The sequence below is a fragment of the Methylocystis sp. MJC1 genome, assembly GCF_026427715.1.
Taxonomy (GTDB): domain Bacteria; phylum Pseudomonadota; class Alphaproteobacteria; order Rhizobiales; family Beijerinckiaceae; genus Methylocystis.
Map to the genome: position 1 here is coordinate 1,138,001 of NZ_CP107558.1, position 20,998 is coordinate 1,158,998.

A 20,998-nucleotide genomic window follows, 5' to 3' on the forward strand; every position below is an offset into this window, starting at 1 on the left:
AAAGCGGTGCTTGTTTGAGCGGCTGCAAAAGCAAAGGTCAAGATCGCAAAAAGACAAGCTCGCGCCAGGCGATTCGCTCTTAAACGCTGTTCTATTTCTGCATTCTCAAACGGTAGCTCTTGCATAGCGTCCCCGCTCGCCTTAGCAACGGATGATAGCGCGTCTGAGCCCCAAGGGCACGCGAATGCTCCACGATAGGTTCCGCAAAGCATGAATGATAGGCCTTTCGTCTTGGGGACTGCCGAGACTGCGCGCTTGGCCGCGCCAGCCTATTCCGTCGCCCTGGGGACCAAAGCCGAACATCTGCTTCGCGACGAGTTGCTCTGTGAAATTTTCGCAGAAACCGTGAAGCGCCATCCCGACGCCAGTGCTCTGAAAAGCTTACGTCATTCCGTGAGTTATCAGGAGCTTGACGCCCGTTCGGACGCGCTCCGGCGAGGCCTGCTCGCCCTTGGCGTCGGCCCTGGCGACGTCGTCGGTCTTTGGATGGCGCGAGGGATCGACTCCCTTGTTGCGCAGCTCGCAATTGCAAAAACCGGCGCTGCCTGGTTGCCGTTTGATGCGGAAGCGCCGGTCGACCGTATCGCGGCCTGTTTAGAGGACGCCGAAGCGCGTTTCTTGCTCACAAACCAGGAATTTGCCGCGAAGGCTTCAGACCGTGTCCCAGTTCAGCTCATCATCGCCTCGGAGGCCAGCGTCGAAGGACAGGATGAGCTTCCAACTGCAAGAGAATTAGGCGCAACGCCCGAGCATCCAGCCTATATCATTTACACATCCGGCTCCACCGGGAAGCCGAAAGGCACAATAATCACGGGCAGAAATATTTGCCATTATTTGCGTTCTGCCAATGAAATCTACGGATTTTCTTCGTCCGACGTGGCATTCCAAGGGGCTTCGCTCGCCTTTGATCTTTCAATGGAGGAGATCTGGGTCAGCTATCTTTCGGGTGCGGCTTTGTTTGTCGCGACCTCGGAGGTTCTGGCCGACCTCGAGGCTTTGCCCGGCGTTCTCGAGCAGGCAGGCGTCACCGTGCTGGATACGGTTCCGACCTTGCTGAATGCGCTCCCGCGCGACGTCGCGACGTTACGGACGATCATCCTCGGAGGCGAGGCGTGCCCTCCAAGCGTCGCGGCGCGGTGGTCGCGCGAAGGCCGGGTCATCTACAACAGCTATGGCCCTACTGAAGCAACCGTCGTGGCGACGATCGCCGAGGTGTCGCGCGGCGAGACCGTGACCATCGGCAAACCCATCCCGAACTATTCCTGTTACGTCGTCGACGAGTCGCTCGCTCTGCTGCCTCCCGGCAAAGAAGGCGAGCTTCTGATCGGCGGGCCGGGCGTTGCAAGGGGGTATCTGAAGCGAGATAGCCTCACCGCAGAGAAGTTTATCGAAAACCCTTACTACGAAGGTGGCCTCGACCCCATCCTGTATCGCTCCGGCGACGCCGTTGCTTTGAACGAATCCGGCGACCTCGTTTTTCGTGGGCGCGTCGACGATCAAGTCAAAATTCGCGGTTTTCGGGTCGAGCTGGGGGAAATCGAAGCCGTAATCGCCACACACATCGAGGCGCGGCAGACGGCGGTCGTTCTGCGCAACGACAACGGCCTCGACGAACTGGTCGCCTTTATTGTGACGGACGCTCCCTTGCCTGGCGAACGCGATTTGCGCGCTGCGCTACGCAAGGCGTTGCCGTCCTATATGGTGCCATCGAGGTTCGAGGCGATTTCCTCGTTGCCAACGCTGACGTCGGGCAAAGTCGATCGCAAAAGCCTCCAGACCATGGCGCTGTTGCAGCCCGCGGCGCGCCCGGACGAGGAGCAGGATGAACCTCGCAGCGAGATCGAGGCGCGCCTCCTGGACGCCGCGAAGCGGGTCTTATCGGTCCCGACGGTTCCGCTCGAGGCGGACTTTTTCATGGATTTGGGCGGTCATTCGCTGATTGCTGCGCGCTTTGTTTCGATTGTTCGGGAAACGCCGAGTCTGGCTTCGATCACCTTGCACGACTTGTACGCGCATCGAACCTTGCGTAATCTCGCCGCCCATTTGAGGCAGAGCGAAAATGAGCCAGCCAAGGATCTGGCCTTCGAGCCGCCGCCCCTTAAAAGGCGCGTTCTCTGTGCTTTGGCGCAGCTCTCGGTCCTGCCGTTTCTCCTGTCGATCTCGGCGGCTCAATGGCTCGCCATCTTCATTTCTTACACCCTGATTACACCCGACAACGCAAGTTTCGCCGACGAGGCGCTCAGCCTGTTCGGCATCATTCTCAGCATCACCTTATTGACCCTAGTGATCTCGGTTGCCGGCAAATGGCTTGTCATCGGGCGCACCAAGCCGGGGCGGTACCCCCTGTGGGGCGTCTATTTTTTCCGATGGTGGCTTTCCCAACGGCTCCTGGGCCTGACGAACGCTAGGCTGCTGCAAAATTCGCCGCTGATGCCGTTGTACCTCGCCGCGATCGGCGCGAAGATCGGTCGAGATGTGCAAATCAGCGATCTGGAGGCTGGCGCCATCGACCTCATATCGATCGGCTCGGGCGCATCTCTGGGCGCCAAACTCAAGATCGCCAACGCCCGGGTCGAAGGAAACGAACTTGTCATCGGACCGGTTGAAATTGGAGCGGACGCTTACATCGGCACCGGCTGCGTGATCGAGGAGGGCGTCTCTGTCGGCGATGGCGCAGCGCTGGAAGATCTTACCTCCCTGCCGAGCGGATCGCGCGTCGAGCCGAATGACATATGGGACGGCTCGCCAGGCCGGCGCATCGGAGCCGTCGATCCTGAGGCGCTCGAAGCGCCAGCTCAGGCGACCATCGCCACGCGCATTGCGGTGTATCTGGTTTCCGCTGTGTTGGCGCTCATTCTCCCGATAATTGGACTGCTGCCTATTTTTCCAGCATTCTGGGCATTCGATACGATCGAAGCCGCGATGAAGTTTTCCGAGTCCGAATACCATTACTACCTTGCGGCGATTCCGCTGCTTGCATGGCCGACCGCCTTCGTCCTGGTGTTGGCGACGATTGTTCTGGTCGCTATTTTCCGCTGGACGGTGCTGCCGCGCGCGGCGGCGGGAAGATATTCGGTTTGGTCAGGGTTTTATCTGCGCCGCTGGGCGGTGTGCTTAGCGACTGAGGTTGCGCTCGACACGCTGTCTTCGCTTTACGCGACGCTCTACATGCGAACCTGGTACCGACTGATGGGCGCCCGTATCGGCAAGGGTTCCGAAATCGCAACCAATCTTGCCGGCCGCTATGATGTCGTCTCCGTGGGCGATAACTGCTTCATAGCTGATGAGGTAGCGCTCGGAGACGAAGATATCCGCAGAGGCTGGATGCATCTAAAGCCGGTCGAGGCGGGCGATCGGGTGTTCATCGGCAATGACGCCGTCGTGCCGCCCGGCGCTATACTGCCGTCGGACGCCCTTATCGGCGTCAAGTCCAAGCCGCCGGCGGGACAAAAGGTGGAAAGCGGAGACACATGGTTTGGCTCGCCGCCAATCCTGATGCCGGCGCGGCAGAGAGTGGATTCGGCCGATGCGACTCTCACCTTCAATCCGACGCGACTGAGACGCTTCGGCAGGGCCGCTTATGAAGCGCTGAACATCTCGCTGCCGTCGATGCTTTATATCACGCTCGGCACCTGGGCCGTTGAAGTCTTCGGCGATAAGCTTATTGCGAAAGACTACCTTGGCTTCGCCGGGCTCTTCATCCTTGCCTCGACCTTCATCCCCTTCGCCGTCATGCTCGTGGCCGCAGCGGTGAAGTGGACGACCATGGGAGGCTACAGGCCTCAGGTGCGGCCGATGTGGTCCTTCTGGGCTATTCGCAACGAGACCAGCACGGTTTTGTACTGGGGAATGACGGGCCGCATATTGCTCGACTACTTGCGGGGAACGCCTTTCCTGCCCTGGGTCCTGCGGGTGTTTGGCGCAAAATTCGGCAAGGGCGTCTATATGGACATGACCGACCTCACCGAATTCGACTGCGTGAAAGTCGGCGATTACTGCGCGCTCAACATGGGCAGCGCGCTGCAAACGCATTTATACGAAGATCGGCTGATGAAGATCGGATCGATCGACGTCGGCAAAGGCGTGACATTGGGGCCCGGATCGACTGTCCTGTATGACACCCATGTCGGCGATTATGCGCGCCTCGGTCCGCTGACTGTCGTCATGAAAGGCGAGACGATTCCGCGCGCTTCGGAGTGGGTCGGGTCTCCGGCGGAGCCCGCTCGATCGTAATTTACGCGGGATCGGCGGGCACCCGCTTAGTTTTCGATGGTCTCTTTGGCCACGAGGAACGCCGCCTGAAACGCGAGGACTGTGTCAAGGCAATCGAGAAAGATCTGCGGGCCGCCGGCTGTCGGCGAGCGAAAGACGAGCGACACCGCCGCTCCGGCGAGCGCGATCGCCGCAGAGTTTCGGGCGGAAACCCAAGTCGCGGTCATCAAGGATTCCCCTGCTTTACGAAATTTGAACAGCAGAGCCGCTTCGAGAATGGCGCCGGTCGCGAAGATCATCGTGGAAAATGGCGTATCGACGGAGACATCGTGGCCCCTGCGGGCGATCTCGCTCCAAACGTCGTAGGAGCCCTGACAGCCCGCGGCAGTGAGGACCAGCGAGAGCATAAACGCCGCCGCTCGTTCGAAAAACGCTCCCCTGCCAAAAGAGAGCGCCACCACGCCATAGATCGCGCTATCGTATATCCAAGTAGCTCCGTCCTCCAAATACTTCCCGGAGGCGGAAAGCCAATCAAAGGCCACGCTCAAAATGCTCATTGCAAGAGCCAAGATCGAAATCAGTCGAAGCGCCCTCAAAAAGCGTTTGCCGTGATCTGATTCTCTAATGCTTGCCGTCTGCCGTGTTTCAGTCATTGGCAGCTTCCCCAGCACCGCGCTTTGGAACGCCTTTGAGACAACGCTGACCCGTCCCGCTCGCGCAGGAGTTCGCTCAAGACATACGCCTACTTTCTTTTCTAGCAAGCTTGGGACCACCCCTGCGCGCGCAGATCTCGGCAGTGCCTAAGTTAGCGTTTGCGCTTGCGCGCCGACGGCGCGCTCGACCGCAAGTATCACAAGATAGAGAACTGCTCTGAGAAGCTCAACGCGGGGTGATGTGGCGCGCCTGTTGCGCTTTAGGGTTGAACCCGGCCTGAGCTTTGTGCGCTTAATAGTATCGTTTTGCCTGCATCTAATTACGAGATGGCGCAAGCGTTACATTTTATTACCCTAGATGGCCGGATTTGTTTCACGATTGTTTTGTTTGATGTGCGTTTTTAACAATTGATTAATGCCTCCTGAAAATGATGCGCGCGACGTGTTTCGCCGAGCTGGGCCAGGGCTCAAGGATGAAGCCGCCAATATCCTTCGGGCGCTCAATCGATTCACCCCGATCCGGAGCGCGGCCATATTAGATAAAACCTTGAGGAAACCATAAACTATGTCCCAGACCCAGGTTTTTCTCGACGCCATCATAAACAACCTTCCGATGATGGTAACGGTGGTGGACGCAAACACGCAAAAGTTTGTGCTGGCGAATAGAGCTACGGAAAAGGTATTCGGGACGCCAAGCGCCATTCTCGGGAAAACGCTGCATGATTTGCTCCCTCGCGAAAAAGCGGACGAGTTTGCCCTCAGGGACCAGGCCGTTATCAAATCAAGAAAAGCTGTAACATTCGAATGTGAGTATGAATCTGCCATCGATCCGAAACTGAGCCTGTTTGCGACCTTAATTCCGCTGTACGACGAGCGCGATAATCCCCAATATCTACTCAGTATTTACGAGGATGTAACTGAAAAGAGAAAGGCGGAAAATGACATAATGTACCTTGCGCACCATGATTGTCTTACTGGTATTGGCAATCGCGCAACATTTTATACAAACTTGCAAGACTCATTTGCTTACTACAAGCACGGCGGAATATTTGCGCTGGTGTACCTCGATCTCGATAACTTCAAATCGATCAACGACTCTCTTGGGCATCCGGTCGGAGACCTGGTGCTCATGTCTGTGGCAGAGCGGCTGAGAAAAGTTATTCTCGAGCCGCATCACGTCGCGCGCCTTGGCGGCGATGAATTCGCAATCATCTTTAACGGCGTCCCCAGCGTCGAGGCGCTTCATGCTGCGATCGATAGAATTGTTTCGGCTATCGCCGCGCCGATCGAGGCCTCTGGCGGCCGAGTAATCACAACTGCGTCGATCGGCGTAGCGATAGGGCCCGACGATGCAAGCGATCCAGACGCTCTGCTGAGAAACGCCGACATCGCCCTCTATTGCGCCAAAAAGGAAGGGGGGAATACGCAGCGCTTTTTCGATGTCCAGATGCTGAAGGATTTCAACGCCCGTCACGCCTTGGAAAATGATCTTCGGCATGCGCTCGAGAACAAGGAACTCAAGCTTTACTATCAACCGCTCGTTGGCCTGTCGGACGGCCGCGTAAACGGTTTCGAAGCGCTGATGCGTTGGGACTCGCCCACTCGCGGGCTCGTCTCTCCGGTGGATTTTATCCCATTGGCGGAAGAGACAGGCTTGATCCGAACCATCGGCGCGTGGGCGCTCAAGCGCGCATGTCTCGACGCGGCTGATTGGCCTGAAGACGTTGGCGTTTCCGTGAATATTTCAGCCTGCCAATTCCGCGATCAATCCATCCTGCTCGATGTCGCGGCGGCGTTGGCGGTATCGAACTTGAGGCCGAGCCGGCTCGAGTTGGAGATCACCGAAAGCGTTATGCTCTATAATACCGAGGGCGCCATCGCCATTCTCGAGAAGCTCAGAAACATCGGCGTCAAAATCGCGATGGACGACTTTGGGACAGGATATTCTTCCCTGGCCTACCTCACGAAATTCGCCTTCGACAAGGTGAAGATCGATCGCGCTTTTGTGAGCGGCGTTGCCGAAAATCCTGATTGCCTGGCGATCATACGCGCGATCACTGGCTTGTGCGAAAGCCTGAATATACCCACAACAGCTGAAGGCGTCGAAACCGAAGACCAGCTCCAATGGCTCCGTGCGGAGCGCTGCAACTCGGTGCAAGGCTATCTGTTGGGTCGTCCCAAGCCGATAGAGGCGATCGCAGAAATCCTGGCTGGCCACGCGACAGCTGACGCTACGCTCGAGGCTGTCGCTTAAACTGGCGAGCAGAGACTTAAGTTGTGGGTGGGACCACGGCATGGTGGCCCACTCCCCGCTTCGGGACTCAGCGGAGGCGCAGCAGCTCGCCACCTATCAGCTCTTGACTCTTCTCGCGAAAAACAAGCATTTTACATACCTAAATTAACGGCGCCTCGCCGAACTAGACCTGTCGAGATCGAGCAAAGTCAGAAATGAGGGAGCCCACAATGCCGTGTCATCGATACGAGTGGGCCCCATCGATGTCTACGGTGACTCAGCTACTCGCTAGGAGTCGCTTGAATAAGGGGTTCCGGATTCCAGTTATGTCCGGTTGTTCTGTCGCCATGCGCATGTTCCGGAAATAGGCATGGCGCATGACAAGGAAGATCGCCTAACCGGCTGGCGCTTTGTTCTCTTCAACGCCGCGCTTGCTGGCGGGAACATCATCGTTCTTTCCAACATCCCTGGATACACAGTCCTTGCGCCTTACGCGGCGGGGAACCTCCAGGGCGTTACGCTGAGCTTCGGCGTTTGGGCGACGACAGACCATATGATGGGGATCGTGCTGGGGCTTCCCTTAGCGCGCTGGCTTTCAGGACGGTACGGCGACAATCGGGTTTACGCAGCGGCTTTTGTCGCTTACGCGATTTTTTCCTTTGCTTGCGCCTTGGCGGAGACCATCTGGTTCTTCGTGCCCGCGCGCTTTCTTCTCGGCCTGGCTGGCGGTGTGATCCTCCCGTTGGGGCAGGGACTCGTCCTCAAAGAAATTCCAGAGAAGTACCGGCCCTATGGCGTCGCATGGTGGGGCGTGCTCAGCATGACCCCCTTTACGCTCGGCGTTTTCATGGGCGGATTTTGGGCCGAGTATTTCACTTGGCGAATGCTCTTTTACTCCAATATTTTCTTGGGTCTGCCGATTGCGGGCGTCGTAAGCGCTTTGCTCTATGGCCGGCCCCACACGAGGCGGATCGCCCGGTTCGATCTGGTCGGGTTCCTCTTGATCGGGGTCGTATTCGTCGGCACGCAGACGATCCTCAATCAAGGCAACGATTTCGACTGGCTGGGGTCGACGGCTCTCACGCTATTGACGGCGGCCGTGGTCATCGCCCTCCCGACGTTCATTGTTTGGGAGCTGGGAGAGCGCAACCCCGTGCTCGATATACGGCTCTTCAGTTGTCGCAACTACGCCGTCGCGACTTTTTGCTCGGTCGTCGGTTTCCTTTTCATTCTGGGCACGCTGTCCGTGTTCGTCGGGCAACTGCAGCTATTGCTCGGCTACACATCTTCCGGGGCAGGGGCCGTTTATCTATCGATGGCGCTATTGGCGGCGCCTGTCGCCTGGACTGTGCATTTCCTCGTTCGCCATATTGATATGCGCCTTTTCGCGAGCCTGAATTTTCTCGGCTTCTCGGTAACGCTGACTTGGCTCGGTCTCTTCGATAAACTTGCGTCATTCGATCAAATCACTGTGCCGATGATATTCTTCGGCTTCTTCCTGGCGGCTTTCTTTGCGCCGTTGGCGGCCATCGCCGTCCAAGGCCTCGAGAGCACGAAGCTTATTCGCGCGGCCGAGGAGCTTGCGATGTTGCGCACGGCGGCCGGCGCCTTTGGCATCGCCTTGCAGAGCGTCGTTCAGTTCCGTCGAACGCCATTTCACCAACTCGGCCTCGCGGATCAATACGGAGGCCGCGGCTTTCCGTCGCTCGACCTGCTCTCACAGCTGACAGACAAGCTGGAGGGGAGCGGCATGAGCGAAGCGGTTGCCCGAGCGCAAGCCGCGCGCCTCATTCGCCAGCAAGCATTGCTCATGGGGCTCGATGATGCATTCTTGCTTGCGGCCGTCGCCTTTTTCTGCCTTGCCATCTTTGTCTGGCTGGCGCGCGGCGTCCCGCGGAAGAAGCCGGAGCCAAAGCCGAGCTTCGAGCTGCTACGCGCCGAAGAATTAATGGAGCAGCCTTGATGCCCGCACATAATGTCGGCGCCACATAGGATGATCGTCCGATTGCAAAGGTATGTCTCCTTCGCGGTGGCGTTGGCGTCCTTGGGTGGATGCGCGCCGACGCAGGCCGATCGCGCCGAGTTCCTCGCGACGCCCGCGATGAACCGCACGATCGCCGTCTCCGGCGCCAAAACGGCCAATAACGGATTTGGATGGCCCGGCCAGCAGTGGTGGCGCGCCTTTGGCAATTCCGAGCTCAGCGCGTTTGTCGAAAAGGCGCTCGATGACAATCAGAGCCTCAGGAAAGCGGCGGATACGCTCAAAGCAGCCGAGGCAAATGTCGAGATCGAAGGTTCGCGTTTGACGCCATTCATTGAGGCCGATCTCTCCTACAAGCAGCTTCGTTATGCTGAACACGGGGTCGCCGCAGGGTTCAACCCCCTACAGGCTGGCCGCGAAAAATCAGCCGCTTTTCTCAATCCGCTGTCCGCGAAATGGGAGCTGGATTTCTGGGGAAAGAATCGGGCCCTGTTGGAGGCGTCGATCGGCGAGGCGCGAGCGAAGGAGGGAGAATTGGCGCAAGCCCGTCTTTTGCTCACGACCAGCGTCGCTCGGGCCTATCTTCGCGGTTATATTCTGGCCAATCAGCTGAAGCTCGCCACAGAGCTCGTCGGGCTGCGGCGCGAGGTGCGGTCCCTCTCGGAAACACGCTATCAGACAGGCCTCGATACGCTGGACAGCGTGCAGATCGCCCGCGCCAATGAGGAAGCGGCCGTCCGGCGCGTCGCTTCGCTGAAAGCCGCGATTTCCATTCAGGAGAACGCGCTATCTCGCTTGATCGGCGAAGGTCCAGACGCTGCTCAGAATCTCTTCGCAGGAAAGAAGAGCGTCGTGCTGGCCCAGCCCGGGCTTCCAAAACGCCTTCCAATCGAATTGCTGATCCATCGCCCGGATCTTGCGGCGGCGCTTCACAGGGCCGAGGCTGCCGCTGAACGAATCCACGTCGCGAAGACCATGTTTTTGCCGTCGATCGATCTCTCGGTCTCGGCGGGCTTGGAGGCGTCCGTCAACTCGAGCCGGTTCGCGCTCCTTGGCGGCTATCTCTTCAATCCGGGGGCAATGGTTTATAGCGTCACGCCGGGCCTCCATTTGCCGATCTTCCAGGGCGGCAGGCTTGCCGGAAATCTCGAGGCGCAGCGGTCTGAGTTCGATCAAGCGGTCGACGTCTACAACGAGACGCTCCTTGCAGCGGCGCAGCAAGTGGCGGACGCTCTAGCGAACCTAAAACGCAGCCGCACCGAATATGAATCCCAAGCGCGCTTCGTCCAACAGCATCGAACCGCGGTCCAACTGGCGCGTACGAGATTCCACGAGGGACTGAGGGATCGCAGAGAGGCCGTCCAAGAATCGGCGGATCTTTTGGACGCCCTCTTCATCCAGCGCGGGCTGGAAGGCGAGCGGTTGATCGCCGCCGTGGACCTCTATCAAGCGCTCGGCGGCGGTTATGCGGATGGGCCGCCGCCCACCGCGCCCAAGCCTGCCCCGGAGATGGATCCGATCACCCCTGTCGTCGACACGGTCCAGTCCGTTACTGGCGGCTAACGGCTCAAGCAAACCAAACAGGCGCCTGTTTCATGCCAACCTCTCGCAAGACCATCCGAGCGAAACGGAATTTCTTGCTCAAGCTTGTCTTCGTCGGCGTCATCATTGGCGTGGCGGCCGCGTTTTTTAACTGGTTCACATATGACCGGAACTGGGTGACGACCGACAATGCCTTCGTGGTCGGCAATATTATTCCCGTGCAGTCCGACGCCACAGGCGTCGTGGCGCAGGTGCTGGCCGAAGAAACGCAAATGGTGAAGAAGGGCGACGTTCTGGTTCGCCTCGATGCGCAGCGCGCTGGCGCGGCGCTTGGGCAGGCCGAGGCGGAGCTTGGCCGCGCGGTCAGGAATGTCGCCGTTCTCTTTGCCTCCCGCCGTCAGGCTTGTCAGAAGATCATCGCCCGAATGGCCATCCGTGACCGCGCGCTTCACGATCTCGCGCGCTATCGGCAAGCGTCGGTGAGCGGGGCTGCGTCTCGACAGCTCCTGCAGAACACCGAGGATCAGCTCGCGGCGCAGGAAGCCGATGTGCGCGAAGCGCGGGCGGAATTTCAGGCGGTCGAGGCGCGGATCGGCGGCGTCGCGCCGCTGAATCATCCGGATATCGAGGCGGCGAAGGCCCGCTTCGACGACGCCTATCTCGAGTTCATCCGTCAAAACATACGGGCGCCGGCGTCTGGCTATGTCGCCAAGCGTCGGGTCCAGGTCGGCCAAAGGGTGCGTCCGGGCGATCACATAATGAATATCGTGCCGCTCGACCATCTTTGGATCGAGGCCAACCTCTGGGAAAATCGCATGGGAAAAGTGCGGCCCGGCCAGGCGGCGGTCATCAAGACCGACCTTTATGGATCGAGCGAGACCTATCATGGCGTGGTCGAGGGCCTCGTCCCAGGGGCGGGGAGCGTTTTTGCGACGCTGCCGCCGGACAACGCCACGGGAAACTTCATCCGCATCGTTCAGCGGGTTCCGGTCCGGATTTCGATCGATCCGGACGAGCTGAAGCAGAAACCGTTGCGGCCGGGCCTGTCCACGGTGACTTCGATCGATATCGGCGGCGGCAAGGAGACGCGCGGCCTGTTTGCGACGACGGCGACGGGCGAGTATGCGACGGAGGTCTTCGACAAAGATCTTGCGGAAGCCAAGGCGCGCGCCGAGGAAACGGTCAGAAAGAATATCGCCCACGGTCTCGACGACGCCGGCTCGCCATGCGAGTCGGCCAATGGCGCAGCCTCGCGATTATAAAAGAACATGACCTGAAGCGCCTCAATCGCAGGGCAAGCGCCGCGACATGTCGCATTCAGAAAGTCTTGCTAACCTGATAAATTCTCCGTATGCGCCTAACCAGCTTCACCGATTTCGGCCTCAGGGCCCTTATCCTCCTCGCCGACCGCGAAGGAGAAACGCTTTCCGCTTCTGAGATCGCCGATCATTTCGGCGTGTCCCGCCATCACATGGCCAAGGTGCTTCAAGAGCTCGCGGCGGCGGGATACCTCGTGGGGATACGCGGCGCCCAGGGCGGCGTTCGGCTTGCGCGCGACCCGCGCGACATCCGGATCGGCGAGGTCGTACGCACGCTCGACAACCAGCCCCTGGTCGAGTGTTTCAGCGCCGAGGGCAGCGCCTGCAAGCTTTTGCCCCGCTGCCGTCTCAAGGCGATGCTTGCGCGCGCCCAGCAGGGATTCATGCGGGAGCTCGACCGCTTCACCCTGAGCGATTGCCTCGAGCAATCCGCCGCTCTTCCCGCCCTCGACCTATCTGACTGATAAAACCGGGCTTTGCATAGTCGCCAGCAAGGGACTGCGCGACAGGACCTTTCACCCCCAATCCTGAGTTACGCCATCTGGGGAGCAAAAGCTCAATCAGGGAGTTGCAGCTATGGTGGCGGTGGAGAGTCTCTATCTTGCGGCGCTTCTCAGCGCATTCATTGGGTTGATTGCACTGCTCGTTTTGGCCGGGCCAGAGATCGCGCGGCCGGCGCGCTCGAAAAATTTTCTGGCCGGGGTCATCGTCGCGACGGCGATCATGTCCGTCGGGTCGTTCTTTCTTTACGCCTTGAGCCCCCACGCGGTCGCCCGCGCCGTTTACGGCGCCTCTTTGGCGCGGCAGGTCCAACTCTGAATCGAGGCTGGGAGGCAGGCGCGAGCCACGCATATTGCCGTAGCGCCTGCCAAACCTAATTGTTGCGAGTAGGCTCTCGTGAAAGGTCACGGCGGATGCTTGTCGCTGCGATTATGGCCCTTGTTGTCGTCGCCTCGTTGCTCTTTCATTTTCTAAGCCCGTGGCGACCGACACAGATCGCGTCCAACTGGGGCTTCATCGACGATACTCTGGCGTTGACCTTCATCGTGACGAGCATCGGATTTGTCGCCGTCGTTCTATTCATGTCGTACTGCCTCTACAGGTTTCGCCACCAACCTGGCCGACGCTCCACCTATGAGCCCGAAAACCGAAGGCTCGAGCTTTTGCTTGGCGGAATAACGACTGTCGCAGTGATCCTTCTGCTCGCGCCAGGGCTTTCGGTTTGGGGGCGGTTCATCACGCCGCCGGAGGGCGCGATGGAAGTAGAAGCGGTCGGCGCGCAATGGAGCTGGAGCTTTCGCTTGCCGGGCGCCGACAAGCACTTCGGTTCGACCGACGTCCGCTTTATCGACACAGCCAATGCCCTGGGCGTAAATCCGGCCGATCCAAGAGGGCGCGACGATCTCATCGTCGCCAATGGCGAGCTGCACCTGCCCGAAGGCCAGCCGATCAAGGTGCTGCTGCGCTCGATCGACGTCCTGCACGACTTCTACGTGCCGGAGCTTCGCGCCAAGATGGATCTCGTGCCTGGCATGGAGACCTATTTCTGGTTCACGCCGACCAAAACAGGCCAGTTCGAGATTCTGTGCGTGGCCTATTGCGGCATCGGCCACCCGCAAATGCGCGGCACGCTTTTCATCGATTCGGACAGCGACTATCGCAAATGGCTCGCGGCGCAAAAGACCTTTGCGCAAACGCGCAAAGCCGAAGCTTTTTGAGGCGCGTCCCGGGGGAGGGGGATCAACAATGACCGATGTCTCGATAGAGGACGACGGCGTTCCATCTCAGGAAGTCGAGGATGTCGAACTTTACCACGCCACGTCCTGGCTTACGAAATACGTTTTTTCGCAGGACGCCAAGGTTATCGCCATTCAATATGCCTGCACGGCGATCGCGATCGGGCTCGTCGCCCTCGTTCTGTCGTGGCTGATTAGATTGCAGCTCGCCTTTCCCGGCGCCATCCCCTTCATCGACGCCAATGTCTATTACCAAGCCGTGACCATGCATGGGATGATCATGGTGGTCTATATGCTTACCGCGATCTTCCTCGGGGGCTTCGGTAATTACCTTATCCCGCTCATGATCGGCGCGAGGGACATGGTGTTTCCCTTCGTCAATATGCTGAGCTACTGGGTCTATCTGCTCGCGACGCTCATTCTCGCGGCAAGCTATTTTGTTCCCGGCGGCCCGAGTGGCGCGGGCTGGACGCTCTATCCGCCGCAAGCGATCCTTACGGGAACCCCAGGCCACGAATGGGGCATCATATTGATGCTCGCCTCGCTCATTCTGTTTATCGTTGGCTTCACGATGGGTGGCCTGAACTACGTCGTGACTGTGCTTCAGGCGCGCACGCGCGGCATGACGCTCATGCGCATGCCGCTCACTGTTTGGGGGATTTTCACCGCCGCGGTTATGGCGCTTCTCGCTTTTCCGGGCTTGTTCGTCGCCTGCGTGATGCTGCTGCTCGACCGCACGCTGGGCACGAGTTTTTTCGTTCCAGCGATCGTGGAGATGGGAGAACGTCGCGACTACAGCGGCGGCAGTCCGATCCTTTTCCAACATCTCTTCTGGTTTTTCGGGCACCCCGAAGTTTACATCGTCGCACTGCCGGCGTTCGGCATGGTTTCCGACCTCATCAGCGTCCATGCGCGCAAGAACATCTTCGGCTATCGCATGATGGTCTGGGCGATTCTTGCGATCGGCATTCTGAGCATGGTGGTTTGGGGCCACCATATGTATGTGAGCGGCATGAACCCGCTCTTCGGCTTTTTCTTCGCTGTCACGACGCTCGCCATTGCTGTTCCGACTGCGATGAAGGTCTATAATTGGGTGGTGACGCTCTGGCGCGCCGACATTCATTTTACGACGCCGATGCTCTTCGCGCTCGGCTTCCTCATTACATTCGTCAATGGCGGCATCACCGGTCTTTATCTCGGCAATGTGATCGTCGATGTTCCGCTGTCGGCGACGTTGTTCGTTGTCGCGCATTTCCACATGGTCATGGGCATCGCTCCAGTGCTCGTGATCTTTGGCGCGATCTACCATTGGTATCCGAAGATCACCGGGCGAATGATGGACGAGCGTCTGGGTAAGATCCATTTCTGGATCACCTTCCTCGGCGCCTATGCTGTGTTCTTCCCGATGCATTATCTCGGGCTCGTTGGCGTGCCACGCCGCTTCTACGAGATGGGCGAGACCGCTTTTGTTCCGCACTCGGCCGTTGGGCTGAACATCTTCATGACGGTGATGGCGCTGATCGTCGGCTTCTCGCAACTCATCTTCTTCTACAACGCCTTCAAAAGCCTCAAGCATGGCGCGCTCGCCGGCGGCAACCCCTGGCGCGCGGCGTCGCTTGAGTGGCAGACGCCTGAGACCCCGCCGGGCCACGGCAACTGGGGCAAGCAACTGCCTATCGTCTATCGCTGGCCTTACGGTTACAGCATCCCTGGCGCGCCGGACGATTTCTTGCCGCAGAACGCGCCGCCGCAGAGAGGAGAACATGCGACATGAGCGTTATGGGGCTCTTCTTCATCTGCGTTTTTTCCGTCGCGATCACCTATCTGTGGCGCGAAGGAATATTGGAAGCGTCCTGGCTGCAAGAGGGGGAAATTGCGGCTTATCGCGGGAAGGACGGCCGCCGGCCCAATGCGGCGAAAACGGGCCTCGTCGTCTTCCTCGCGGTGGCTCTCTGCCTGTTCTCATTGCTCGCCGCGGCCTTCTTCATGCGGATGGGCTCTTACGATTGGCTCTCCGCGCCTCTGCCGCGAATCCTTTGGTTCAACACGGTCGCGCTCATTGCCGCGAGCGGCGCTTTGCATGTCGCGAGCACGGCCGCGACGACAGGCGCTCGAGAGCGAATGAGGAATGCCCTATGGGCGGGCGCCGTCGCGAGTCTGGCTTTTCTCTCCGGGCAGCTATGGGCTTGGCGAGATATGATAGCGGGCGGCTTTTATGCATCTCAGAACCCCGCCAACGCTTTCTTCTTCCTGCTCACGGGCGCACACGCGCTACATCTGATGGGAGGGCTTTTCGCCCTCTTCTGGACGATCGCGCAAGCGTCGCGGAAGGAAGCGGAAAATGCCTTGGCCAAGACCGTCGAACTCTGCGCCATATACTGGCATTTCCTGCTGGCGGTCTGGCTACTGGTTTTCGCGTTGCTTGTCGGATGGGCGGACAACCTTGGGGTGGTTTGTCGTCGTCTTCTTTCGTGACCGAAGGATCGTCGCATGACAGTCGAGTCTGTGAGTCACAAGACATCGATCGGGGCGCAGCGCCCCCCCGGCTTGAACGGCGTCGTCGCGGACTGGGCCTCGGATCAGCGCTCTTTCAAGAGCGCCTCCTGGGGCAAGGCGATGATGTGGATTTTCCTCGTCAGCGACACGTTCATTTTCAGCTGTTTCCTCATCTCGTACATGACCGTTCGCATGTCGACGACGGTCCCCTGGCCAAATGCAAGTGAAATCTTTGCGCTCGACATCGGTGGGAGGAAAATCCCTCTCATCTTGATCGCGATCATGACATTCGACCTGATCACAAGCTCAGGCACGATGGCGATTGCGGTCAATTGCGCCTATGCGCGGCAGCGCAAGAAGGCGGCGCTCATGATGCTGGCGACGGCATTCTTCGGCGCGACCTTCGTCGGCATGCAGGCATTCGAATGGACGACGCTTATTCGAGAAGGGGTGCGCCCTTGGGGCAATCCTTTCGGCGCTGCGCAATTTGGATCATGTTTTTTTATGATCACGGGCTTTCACGGCTTCCATGTCTCGATGGGCGTGCTCTTCCTTCTCATCATCGCCAGAGCCGTCTGGCGCGGCGACTACGATCGAGCGAAGCCTGGTTTTTTCACAGGCCGGAAGGGTCGTTATGAGATCGTAGAGATCATGGGGCTGTATTGGCACTTTGTGGACCTAGTCTGGGTATTTATTTTCGCCTTCTTCTATCTCTGGTAAGCGAGGGACAGGAAATGGATGCTGCCGACCACAAAATGACAGCGCTTACGCATGCTTCCCCCACTAGCACGCGTGGCGCGTCAGGCGCTGGCGTTCATGGCCAACAGCACCCCATCGGGCTTTATCTCCTGGTTTGGGGCTTGCTGTTCATCTTGAGCGCATGCTCCTATCTGGTCGATTACTTCGACTTTCACGGCGAGCTTCGTTGGGGATTAATCATCCTTTTCATGCTGCTCAAGGCTGGGCTGATCGTCGCCGTCTTCATGCATATGGCATGGGAGCGCCTTGCGCTCGTCGCCGCCATCCTTGTTCCGCCGCTCGCAGTGCTCGTGTTCGTCGCGACAATGGCGCTCGAGGGCGACTACACGAGGTTCACGCGCTCGGCCTTTTTTGCGCCAACGGCGGTGGAGTCACACGCTGTTGAGCATTAGCGCAGGACAAGAACCGGACAAGCGGCGTGCCTCACAATCGCGCTGGCGTTTGAGCCGATAAGAAACCGGTCCATGCCTGGGCGGTGCGAACAAAGAACGATGAGGTCAGCTCCCCAACGTGTCGCCTCCGCCAGGACCGTCTGATACACGGGACCGAACAGGAGCACCGTAGAAATGCGTTCAGCTGGGCGCTCGATGTCGGCTGCGACCTTCGCTAATTCGCTTTCAAATCCCCGCTTGATGTTGTCGTCGAAATCTCGAGGGAGGTAATCGAGAAACTTGATCGGCGTGAGGGATTGCACATTGGCCAGCCGAATGTCCGCGTCGAAAGCTTTGGCGAGCGTTTCTGCGTAATCGACGGCCAGTTTGGTCATCTGCGGCTCTGCAAGATCGATGGGCGCGAGGATTCTTGTGAGCATCGCTCTGTTTCCCCAATTTGCTCGCACAAACGCCAATCACATATAGGGCTCGGATGGCACGCCGGCGCGTCGCCGCTCCCGCCGAGGGGCGTCACGATGCATAGGTAGCGCCTTACCTTCCGGGAAACAGTGAAAAGATCCGTTTTGATCGGTCTTGCGGATTTACAAAAACAGTCGCCGTTCGGCCGGCCACGAGGCGGATATCCGACGGCGGGCGATCGAGAGCGACCCGGACCGGAACACGCTGAGCCAATCGCACCCAATTGAAGGTGGGGTTGACGTTGGCCAGAAGATTGGCGCCGCTACTGCGGTCGCGGTCCTCGATGCCGCTCGCGATCCCCTCGACATGGCCGAAGATCGCCTGGCGCTCGCCCATCAGATGCACTGCGACGGGGTCGCCGACATGAATCATAGGAAGCTTCGTCTCCTCGAAATAGCCGTCCACGTGAAGGCTATCTTCATCGACGAGCGCCGCGACGCTTTTGCCTGCTGTCACATAGCTTCCCGGTCGCAGCTCGAAATTCGTCATCGCGCCATTGACGGAGGCGCGCACTTCGGCGCGCTCCAGATTGAGGCGGGCCAGATCGCGGTCGGCAACCGCCTGATCATAAGCGGCGCGCGCCTGACCGTGCTGGCCCGTCACATTTTCGAACTGTTGCTTGGAAACGGCGATGTTGTTTTTGGCGTCGAGCGTGCGATAGCGCGTGAAGTCTTGCGAAGCGACCTCGAGCGCAGCAACGCGGCCGGCAAGGGTGGCCTCGGCCTGGCGCAGCGCAAGTTCGAAACGCTTCCGGTCGATGCGGAACAGGATGTCTCCCTTTTGGACCCGTTGGTTGTCGTGCACGAGAACCTCGCTCACGAGGCCCGACACGTCGGGGGCGACGGCGACGACCTCCGCGCGAACTCGACCATCGCGCGTCCACGGCTCCTCTTCGTAATAGGCCCACAGACGCCATCCAACGAAGACAGCCGCTAAAGTTATGACCGTCGTTACTGCGAATCCAAGAGATTTCGCCAACGCTTCCTTCATAGCGAGGTCCTCGAAAGAAAGTGGAGGAGGACGCCGAGCAGACAAACGAAGATGGCGACGTTGAACAGGCCGCGGTGCCAGAGAAACCGATAAATCCCCAAGGCGGTCAGCGCCAATCTCAAGAGTGACGCGAGTATGTAGGCGAGCGGCGCGCAGACGAGAAGCCCCGGCGCATAGAGTCCGAAGAAACTGACCTCCGCATTCATTGATGTCCTCCAAAACCTGCGAGTTGAAGCGGCGCCGCTTGTGGAAAGAGGCATCGACGCAAACCCGCGAGCGCAAGGAGCGCCGCCCGATCCGCAGCCTCGTCGGGACGCAGCGCCTGAATGGCGCGATCGAGCGCTTCGAGCGCTCGGTTGTCGAGCGGCGCATGCCGCCGATAGTTTCGTCGCAGGCGCAACAACGCAGCGTCGAGTCGTCTGCGCGCCCTATGCGGCAGGCTCTTGCGGGTTTTGCGGGCTTCGACCATGTTCAGCCCCGCCCGCAATTGCCGCATGGCGTCCGGCATGTCTTCATCTGCCGTTTGCACGATGGGCGCAATCGTCGACAGCCTGTCGAACATGAGTCCCAGCAGATAGGCGTCATTGCGCCGGCTTTGGATATCGGCAACCTCCGCGAGGCTGCGGTTATTCGCCCGAACAAATTGCGCTACGCGCCATTCGGCGCCGATGACGCGCAACACCGCCGTTGTGGCTGCCGCAATCGCCATGCCCATGACCATTGCTAGACCGGTGTTCAAGAAGGCTTTGGCGTCTACCTCATAGGCGCTCTGGAGCGCCATGGTCGTCGGCATGATGATGCCAAGGGCGATGCCGATTACGAATGTCTTCGGTTCCGCAATAAGCAGGCCGAAGGTAAGCAAAGCCGGCGCAAGCACAAGCGCAAGAGTCTCGAAACTATGAACCTTCGGGAGAATGAAGAAAACATAGACGCCGGCGACGGCGACGGCGATTGCGCTCCACACCCCGAATTTCCGGATTGAAGGCACGGGGTCGTCCTGTGTTGCGAAGAGACTGCCGGCGACGGCCGCCATCATCGCCGCGGCGGCGCCTTCCTGCCAGCTCGTGAGAATCCAGAATGTGCAGCAGAAGATGAGAGCTAGTGAGAGCGTTGCGGCTGCAATAAGCGCCCGGGCATGCTCGTCGTGGCGAACGCGCGGCGCATCTGCATCGATCGGAAAAGCGAAAGGGATGTCGACGCTCTGCGTATCGGAGGCGAGGGCGCGCGCGAGGGCGTCATTATCTGAAAAAAGCGCGACGAGGTCGCGTAGGCGAACAGCGAGGTTGAGCTCGACGAACGCCCGCCAGGACGTGATCGGGCCACGCGCTCCGGCATAGGCTTCTATCGCTTCCAACAGCGTGGCGTCCGCGCGAGGGGCTTGGGCCGCGAAGGCGCGATCGACGCGCGCGAGCAGGGGCGCCATCTCAGGCGAGGCACCGCCGAGCGTCCTGAGTTCGCTCATCAGGTCCCTGACCGCCGATATCAGTGGCAAGGTCATGAGCATGCGCGGAACAAGGCTGTGCACCAAAGGTAAAACAGCCCGATTTGCGGTGGCTTCGAAAGGCAGGTGCTCGGCAAGCGCTTCGATCTTTGTCGTGTCGGCGGCAAGCTGCAACCAATGCGCTTCTCGGGCGCCGGGATCAGTTTTGCGCAGCGAGTCGCGCCCAGCGGCGCGTGCATCGCTCAACCAAAGCGCCACGCGCTCCGCCACGACCGGCCCAACGCTACGCGGGAAAAGAAGGCTCGAGACCAGGGCGGCGCAAAAGATTCCGACCAGGATCTCTTCGGTCCGCGCGAGGGCGAGGTCGAAGATCTCGATTGGCGCATCGACTGCCGGGAATCCGATGATCGCCGTCGTATAGCCCGCGAGCATGAAGGCATATCCGCGCGGGCTGCGATCAAGAATCGAAGCGTAAAGGCAGAGGCCTGACCAAATCGCGATCGCGAGGATGAGCACGGGCGGCGCATTCACGAGGTTCGGAACCACCGCAATGGCCATGGCCGCTCCCGCCAGGGTTCCAATCGCCCGGTAGAAGGACTTCGAGAATGTTGCGCCCGTCAGCGGCTGAGCGGTGATGTAAACCGTCGCGAGCGCCCAGTAGGGCCGCGGCAAGTCCAGCCAGAAGGCCACTGCCAGCGCAAGGACTCCGGCAAGAAACGCCTGGATTGAGAAAAGCCAATGCTCGGGGCGGGGCAGCACGTTGTTTCCTTCGTGAAAACGAAGTC

The 20,998-nt window shown here is 59.4% G+C and carries 17 protein-coding genes; 12 read left to right on the plus strand and 5 right to left on the minus strand.

Annotated elements, in window-relative coordinates; translation table 11 throughout:
• Positions 1 to 210 precede the first annotated feature (210 nt).
• Positions 211 to 4,233 (plus strand): Pls/PosA family non-ribosomal peptide synthetase, encoded by a 4,023-nt coding sequence (locus OGR47_RS05500; protein ID WP_165047643.1) that lies wholly within the window; start codon positions 211 to 213, stop codon positions 4,231 to 4,233.
• 26 nt (positions 4,234 to 4,259) lie between these two features.
• Here the strand turns inward: OGR47_RS05500 and OGR47_RS05505 are convergent, their stop codons facing one another.
• Entirely contained in the window at positions 4,260 to 4,769 is a 510-nt protein-coding gene (locus OGR47_RS05505; protein ID WP_165047645.1) for a hypothetical protein, read from the minus strand.
• Between the two features lie 661 nt (positions 4,770 to 5,430).
• On the opposite strand from OGR47_RS05505, the gene OGR47_RS05510 reads away from it, so the two are divergent.
• The 11 genes from OGR47_RS05510 (at position 5,431) to OGR47_RS05560 (ending at position 17,323) form a co-directional block, all read left to right on the plus strand.
• Positions 5,431 to 7,119 carry a putative bifunctional diguanylate cyclase/phosphodiesterase gene (locus OGR47_RS05510; protein WP_165047647.1) on the plus strand — a complete coding sequence of 563 codons (1,689 nt, stop codon included), beginning with the start codon at positions 5,431 to 5,433 and terminating at the stop codon, positions 7,117 to 7,119.
• 349 nt (positions 7,120 to 7,468) lie between these two features.
• Positions 7,469 to 9,061 (plus strand): MFS transporter, encoded by a 1,593-nt coding sequence (locus tag OGR47_RS05515; RefSeq protein WP_165047650.1) that lies wholly within the window; start codon positions 7,469 to 7,471, stop codon positions 9,059 to 9,061.
• A gap of 30 nt (positions 9,062 to 9,091) precedes the next feature.
• Entirely contained in the window at positions 9,092 to 10,642 is a 1,551-nt protein-coding gene (locus tag OGR47_RS05520) for an efflux transporter outer membrane subunit (RefSeq protein ID WP_165047652.1), read from the plus strand.
• Positions 10,643 to 10,716: 74 nt separating this feature from the next.
• Entirely contained in the window at positions 10,717 to 11,883 is a 1,167-nt protein-coding gene (locus OGR47_RS05525; protein ID WP_267270096.1) for an HlyD family secretion protein, read from the plus strand.
• An 89-nt stretch (positions 11,884 to 11,972) separates the two neighbouring features.
• The gene (locus tag OGR47_RS05530) at positions 11,973 to 12,404 is read left to right on the plus strand and encodes an Rrf2 family transcriptional regulator (RefSeq protein ID WP_165047657.1); all 432 of its coding nucleotides are present in this window, start codon (positions 11,973 to 11,975) and stop codon (positions 12,402 to 12,404) included.
• A gap of 112 nt (positions 12,405 to 12,516) precedes the next feature.
• The gene (locus OGR47_RS05535; protein ID WP_165047659.1) at positions 12,517 to 12,759 is read left to right on the plus strand and encodes a hypothetical protein; all 243 of its coding nucleotides are present in this window, start codon (positions 12,517 to 12,519) and stop codon (positions 12,757 to 12,759) included.
• A 95-nt stretch (positions 12,760 to 12,854) separates the two neighbouring features.
• On the plus strand, positions 12,855 to 13,658 hold the full coding sequence (locus tag OGR47_RS05540; RefSeq protein WP_165047661.1) for a cytochrome c oxidase subunit II: 804 nt from the start codon (positions 12,855 to 12,857) through the stop codon (positions 13,656 to 13,658).
• Between the two features lie 28 nt (positions 13,659 to 13,686).
• A complete protein-coding gene (locus OGR47_RS05545) occupies positions 13,687 to 15,450 on the plus strand; it encodes a cytochrome c oxidase subunit I (RefSeq protein WP_165047664.1) in 1,764 nt (587 codons plus the stop codon).
• Positions 15,447 to 16,151 carry a cytochrome c oxidase subunit 3 gene (locus OGR47_RS05550; protein WP_165047667.1) on the plus strand — a complete coding sequence of 235 codons (705 nt, stop codon included), beginning with the start codon at positions 15,447 to 15,449 and terminating at the stop codon, positions 16,149 to 16,151. The genes OGR47_RS05545 and OGR47_RS05550 overlap by 4 nt, the downstream gene beginning before the upstream one ends.
• 15 nt (positions 16,152 to 16,166) lie before the next feature.
• A complete protein-coding gene (locus tag OGR47_RS05555; protein ID WP_246729501.1) occupies positions 16,167 to 16,892 on the plus strand; it encodes a heme-copper oxidase subunit III family protein in 726 nt (241 codons plus the stop codon).
• Between the two features lie 35 nt (positions 16,893 to 16,927).
• On the plus strand, positions 16,928 to 17,323 hold the full coding sequence (locus OGR47_RS05560) for a cytochrome C oxidase subunit IV family protein (protein WP_165048383.1): 396 nt from the start codon (positions 16,928 to 16,930) through the stop codon (positions 17,321 to 17,323).
• Here OGR47_RS05560 and OGR47_RS05565 read toward each other — a convergent pair.
• The 4 genes from OGR47_RS05565 to OGR47_RS05580 all read right to left on the minus strand — a co-directional run bounded on the left by OGR47_RS05565 (position 17,320) and on the right by OGR47_RS05580 (position 20,972).
• Positions 17,320 to 17,742: a universal stress protein gene (locus tag OGR47_RS05565; RefSeq protein WP_165047669.1), complete on the minus strand. Its 423-nt coding sequence runs from the start codon at positions 17,740 to 17,742 to the stop codon at positions 17,320 to 17,322. The genes OGR47_RS05560 and OGR47_RS05565 overlap by 4 nt on opposite strands.
• A gap of 112 nt (positions 17,743 to 17,854) precedes the next feature.
• Positions 17,855 to 18,772 carry an HlyD family secretion protein gene (locus OGR47_RS05570; RefSeq protein ID WP_165047671.1) on the minus strand — a complete coding sequence of 306 codons (918 nt, stop codon included), beginning with the start codon at positions 18,770 to 18,772 and terminating at the stop codon, positions 17,855 to 17,857.
• Entirely contained in the window at positions 18,769 to 18,978 is a 210-nt protein-coding gene (locus OGR47_RS05575; protein ID WP_165047674.1) for a DUF1656 domain-containing protein, read from the minus strand. The genes OGR47_RS05570 and OGR47_RS05575 overlap by 4 nt, the downstream gene beginning before the upstream one ends.
• Positions 18,975 to 20,972: an FUSC family protein gene (locus tag OGR47_RS05580; RefSeq protein WP_165047676.1), complete on the minus strand. Its 1,998-nt coding sequence runs from the start codon at positions 20,970 to 20,972 to the stop codon at positions 18,975 to 18,977. The genes OGR47_RS05575 and OGR47_RS05580 overlap by 4 nt, the downstream gene beginning before the upstream one ends.
• Positions 20,973 to 20,998: the final 26 nt, after the last annotated feature.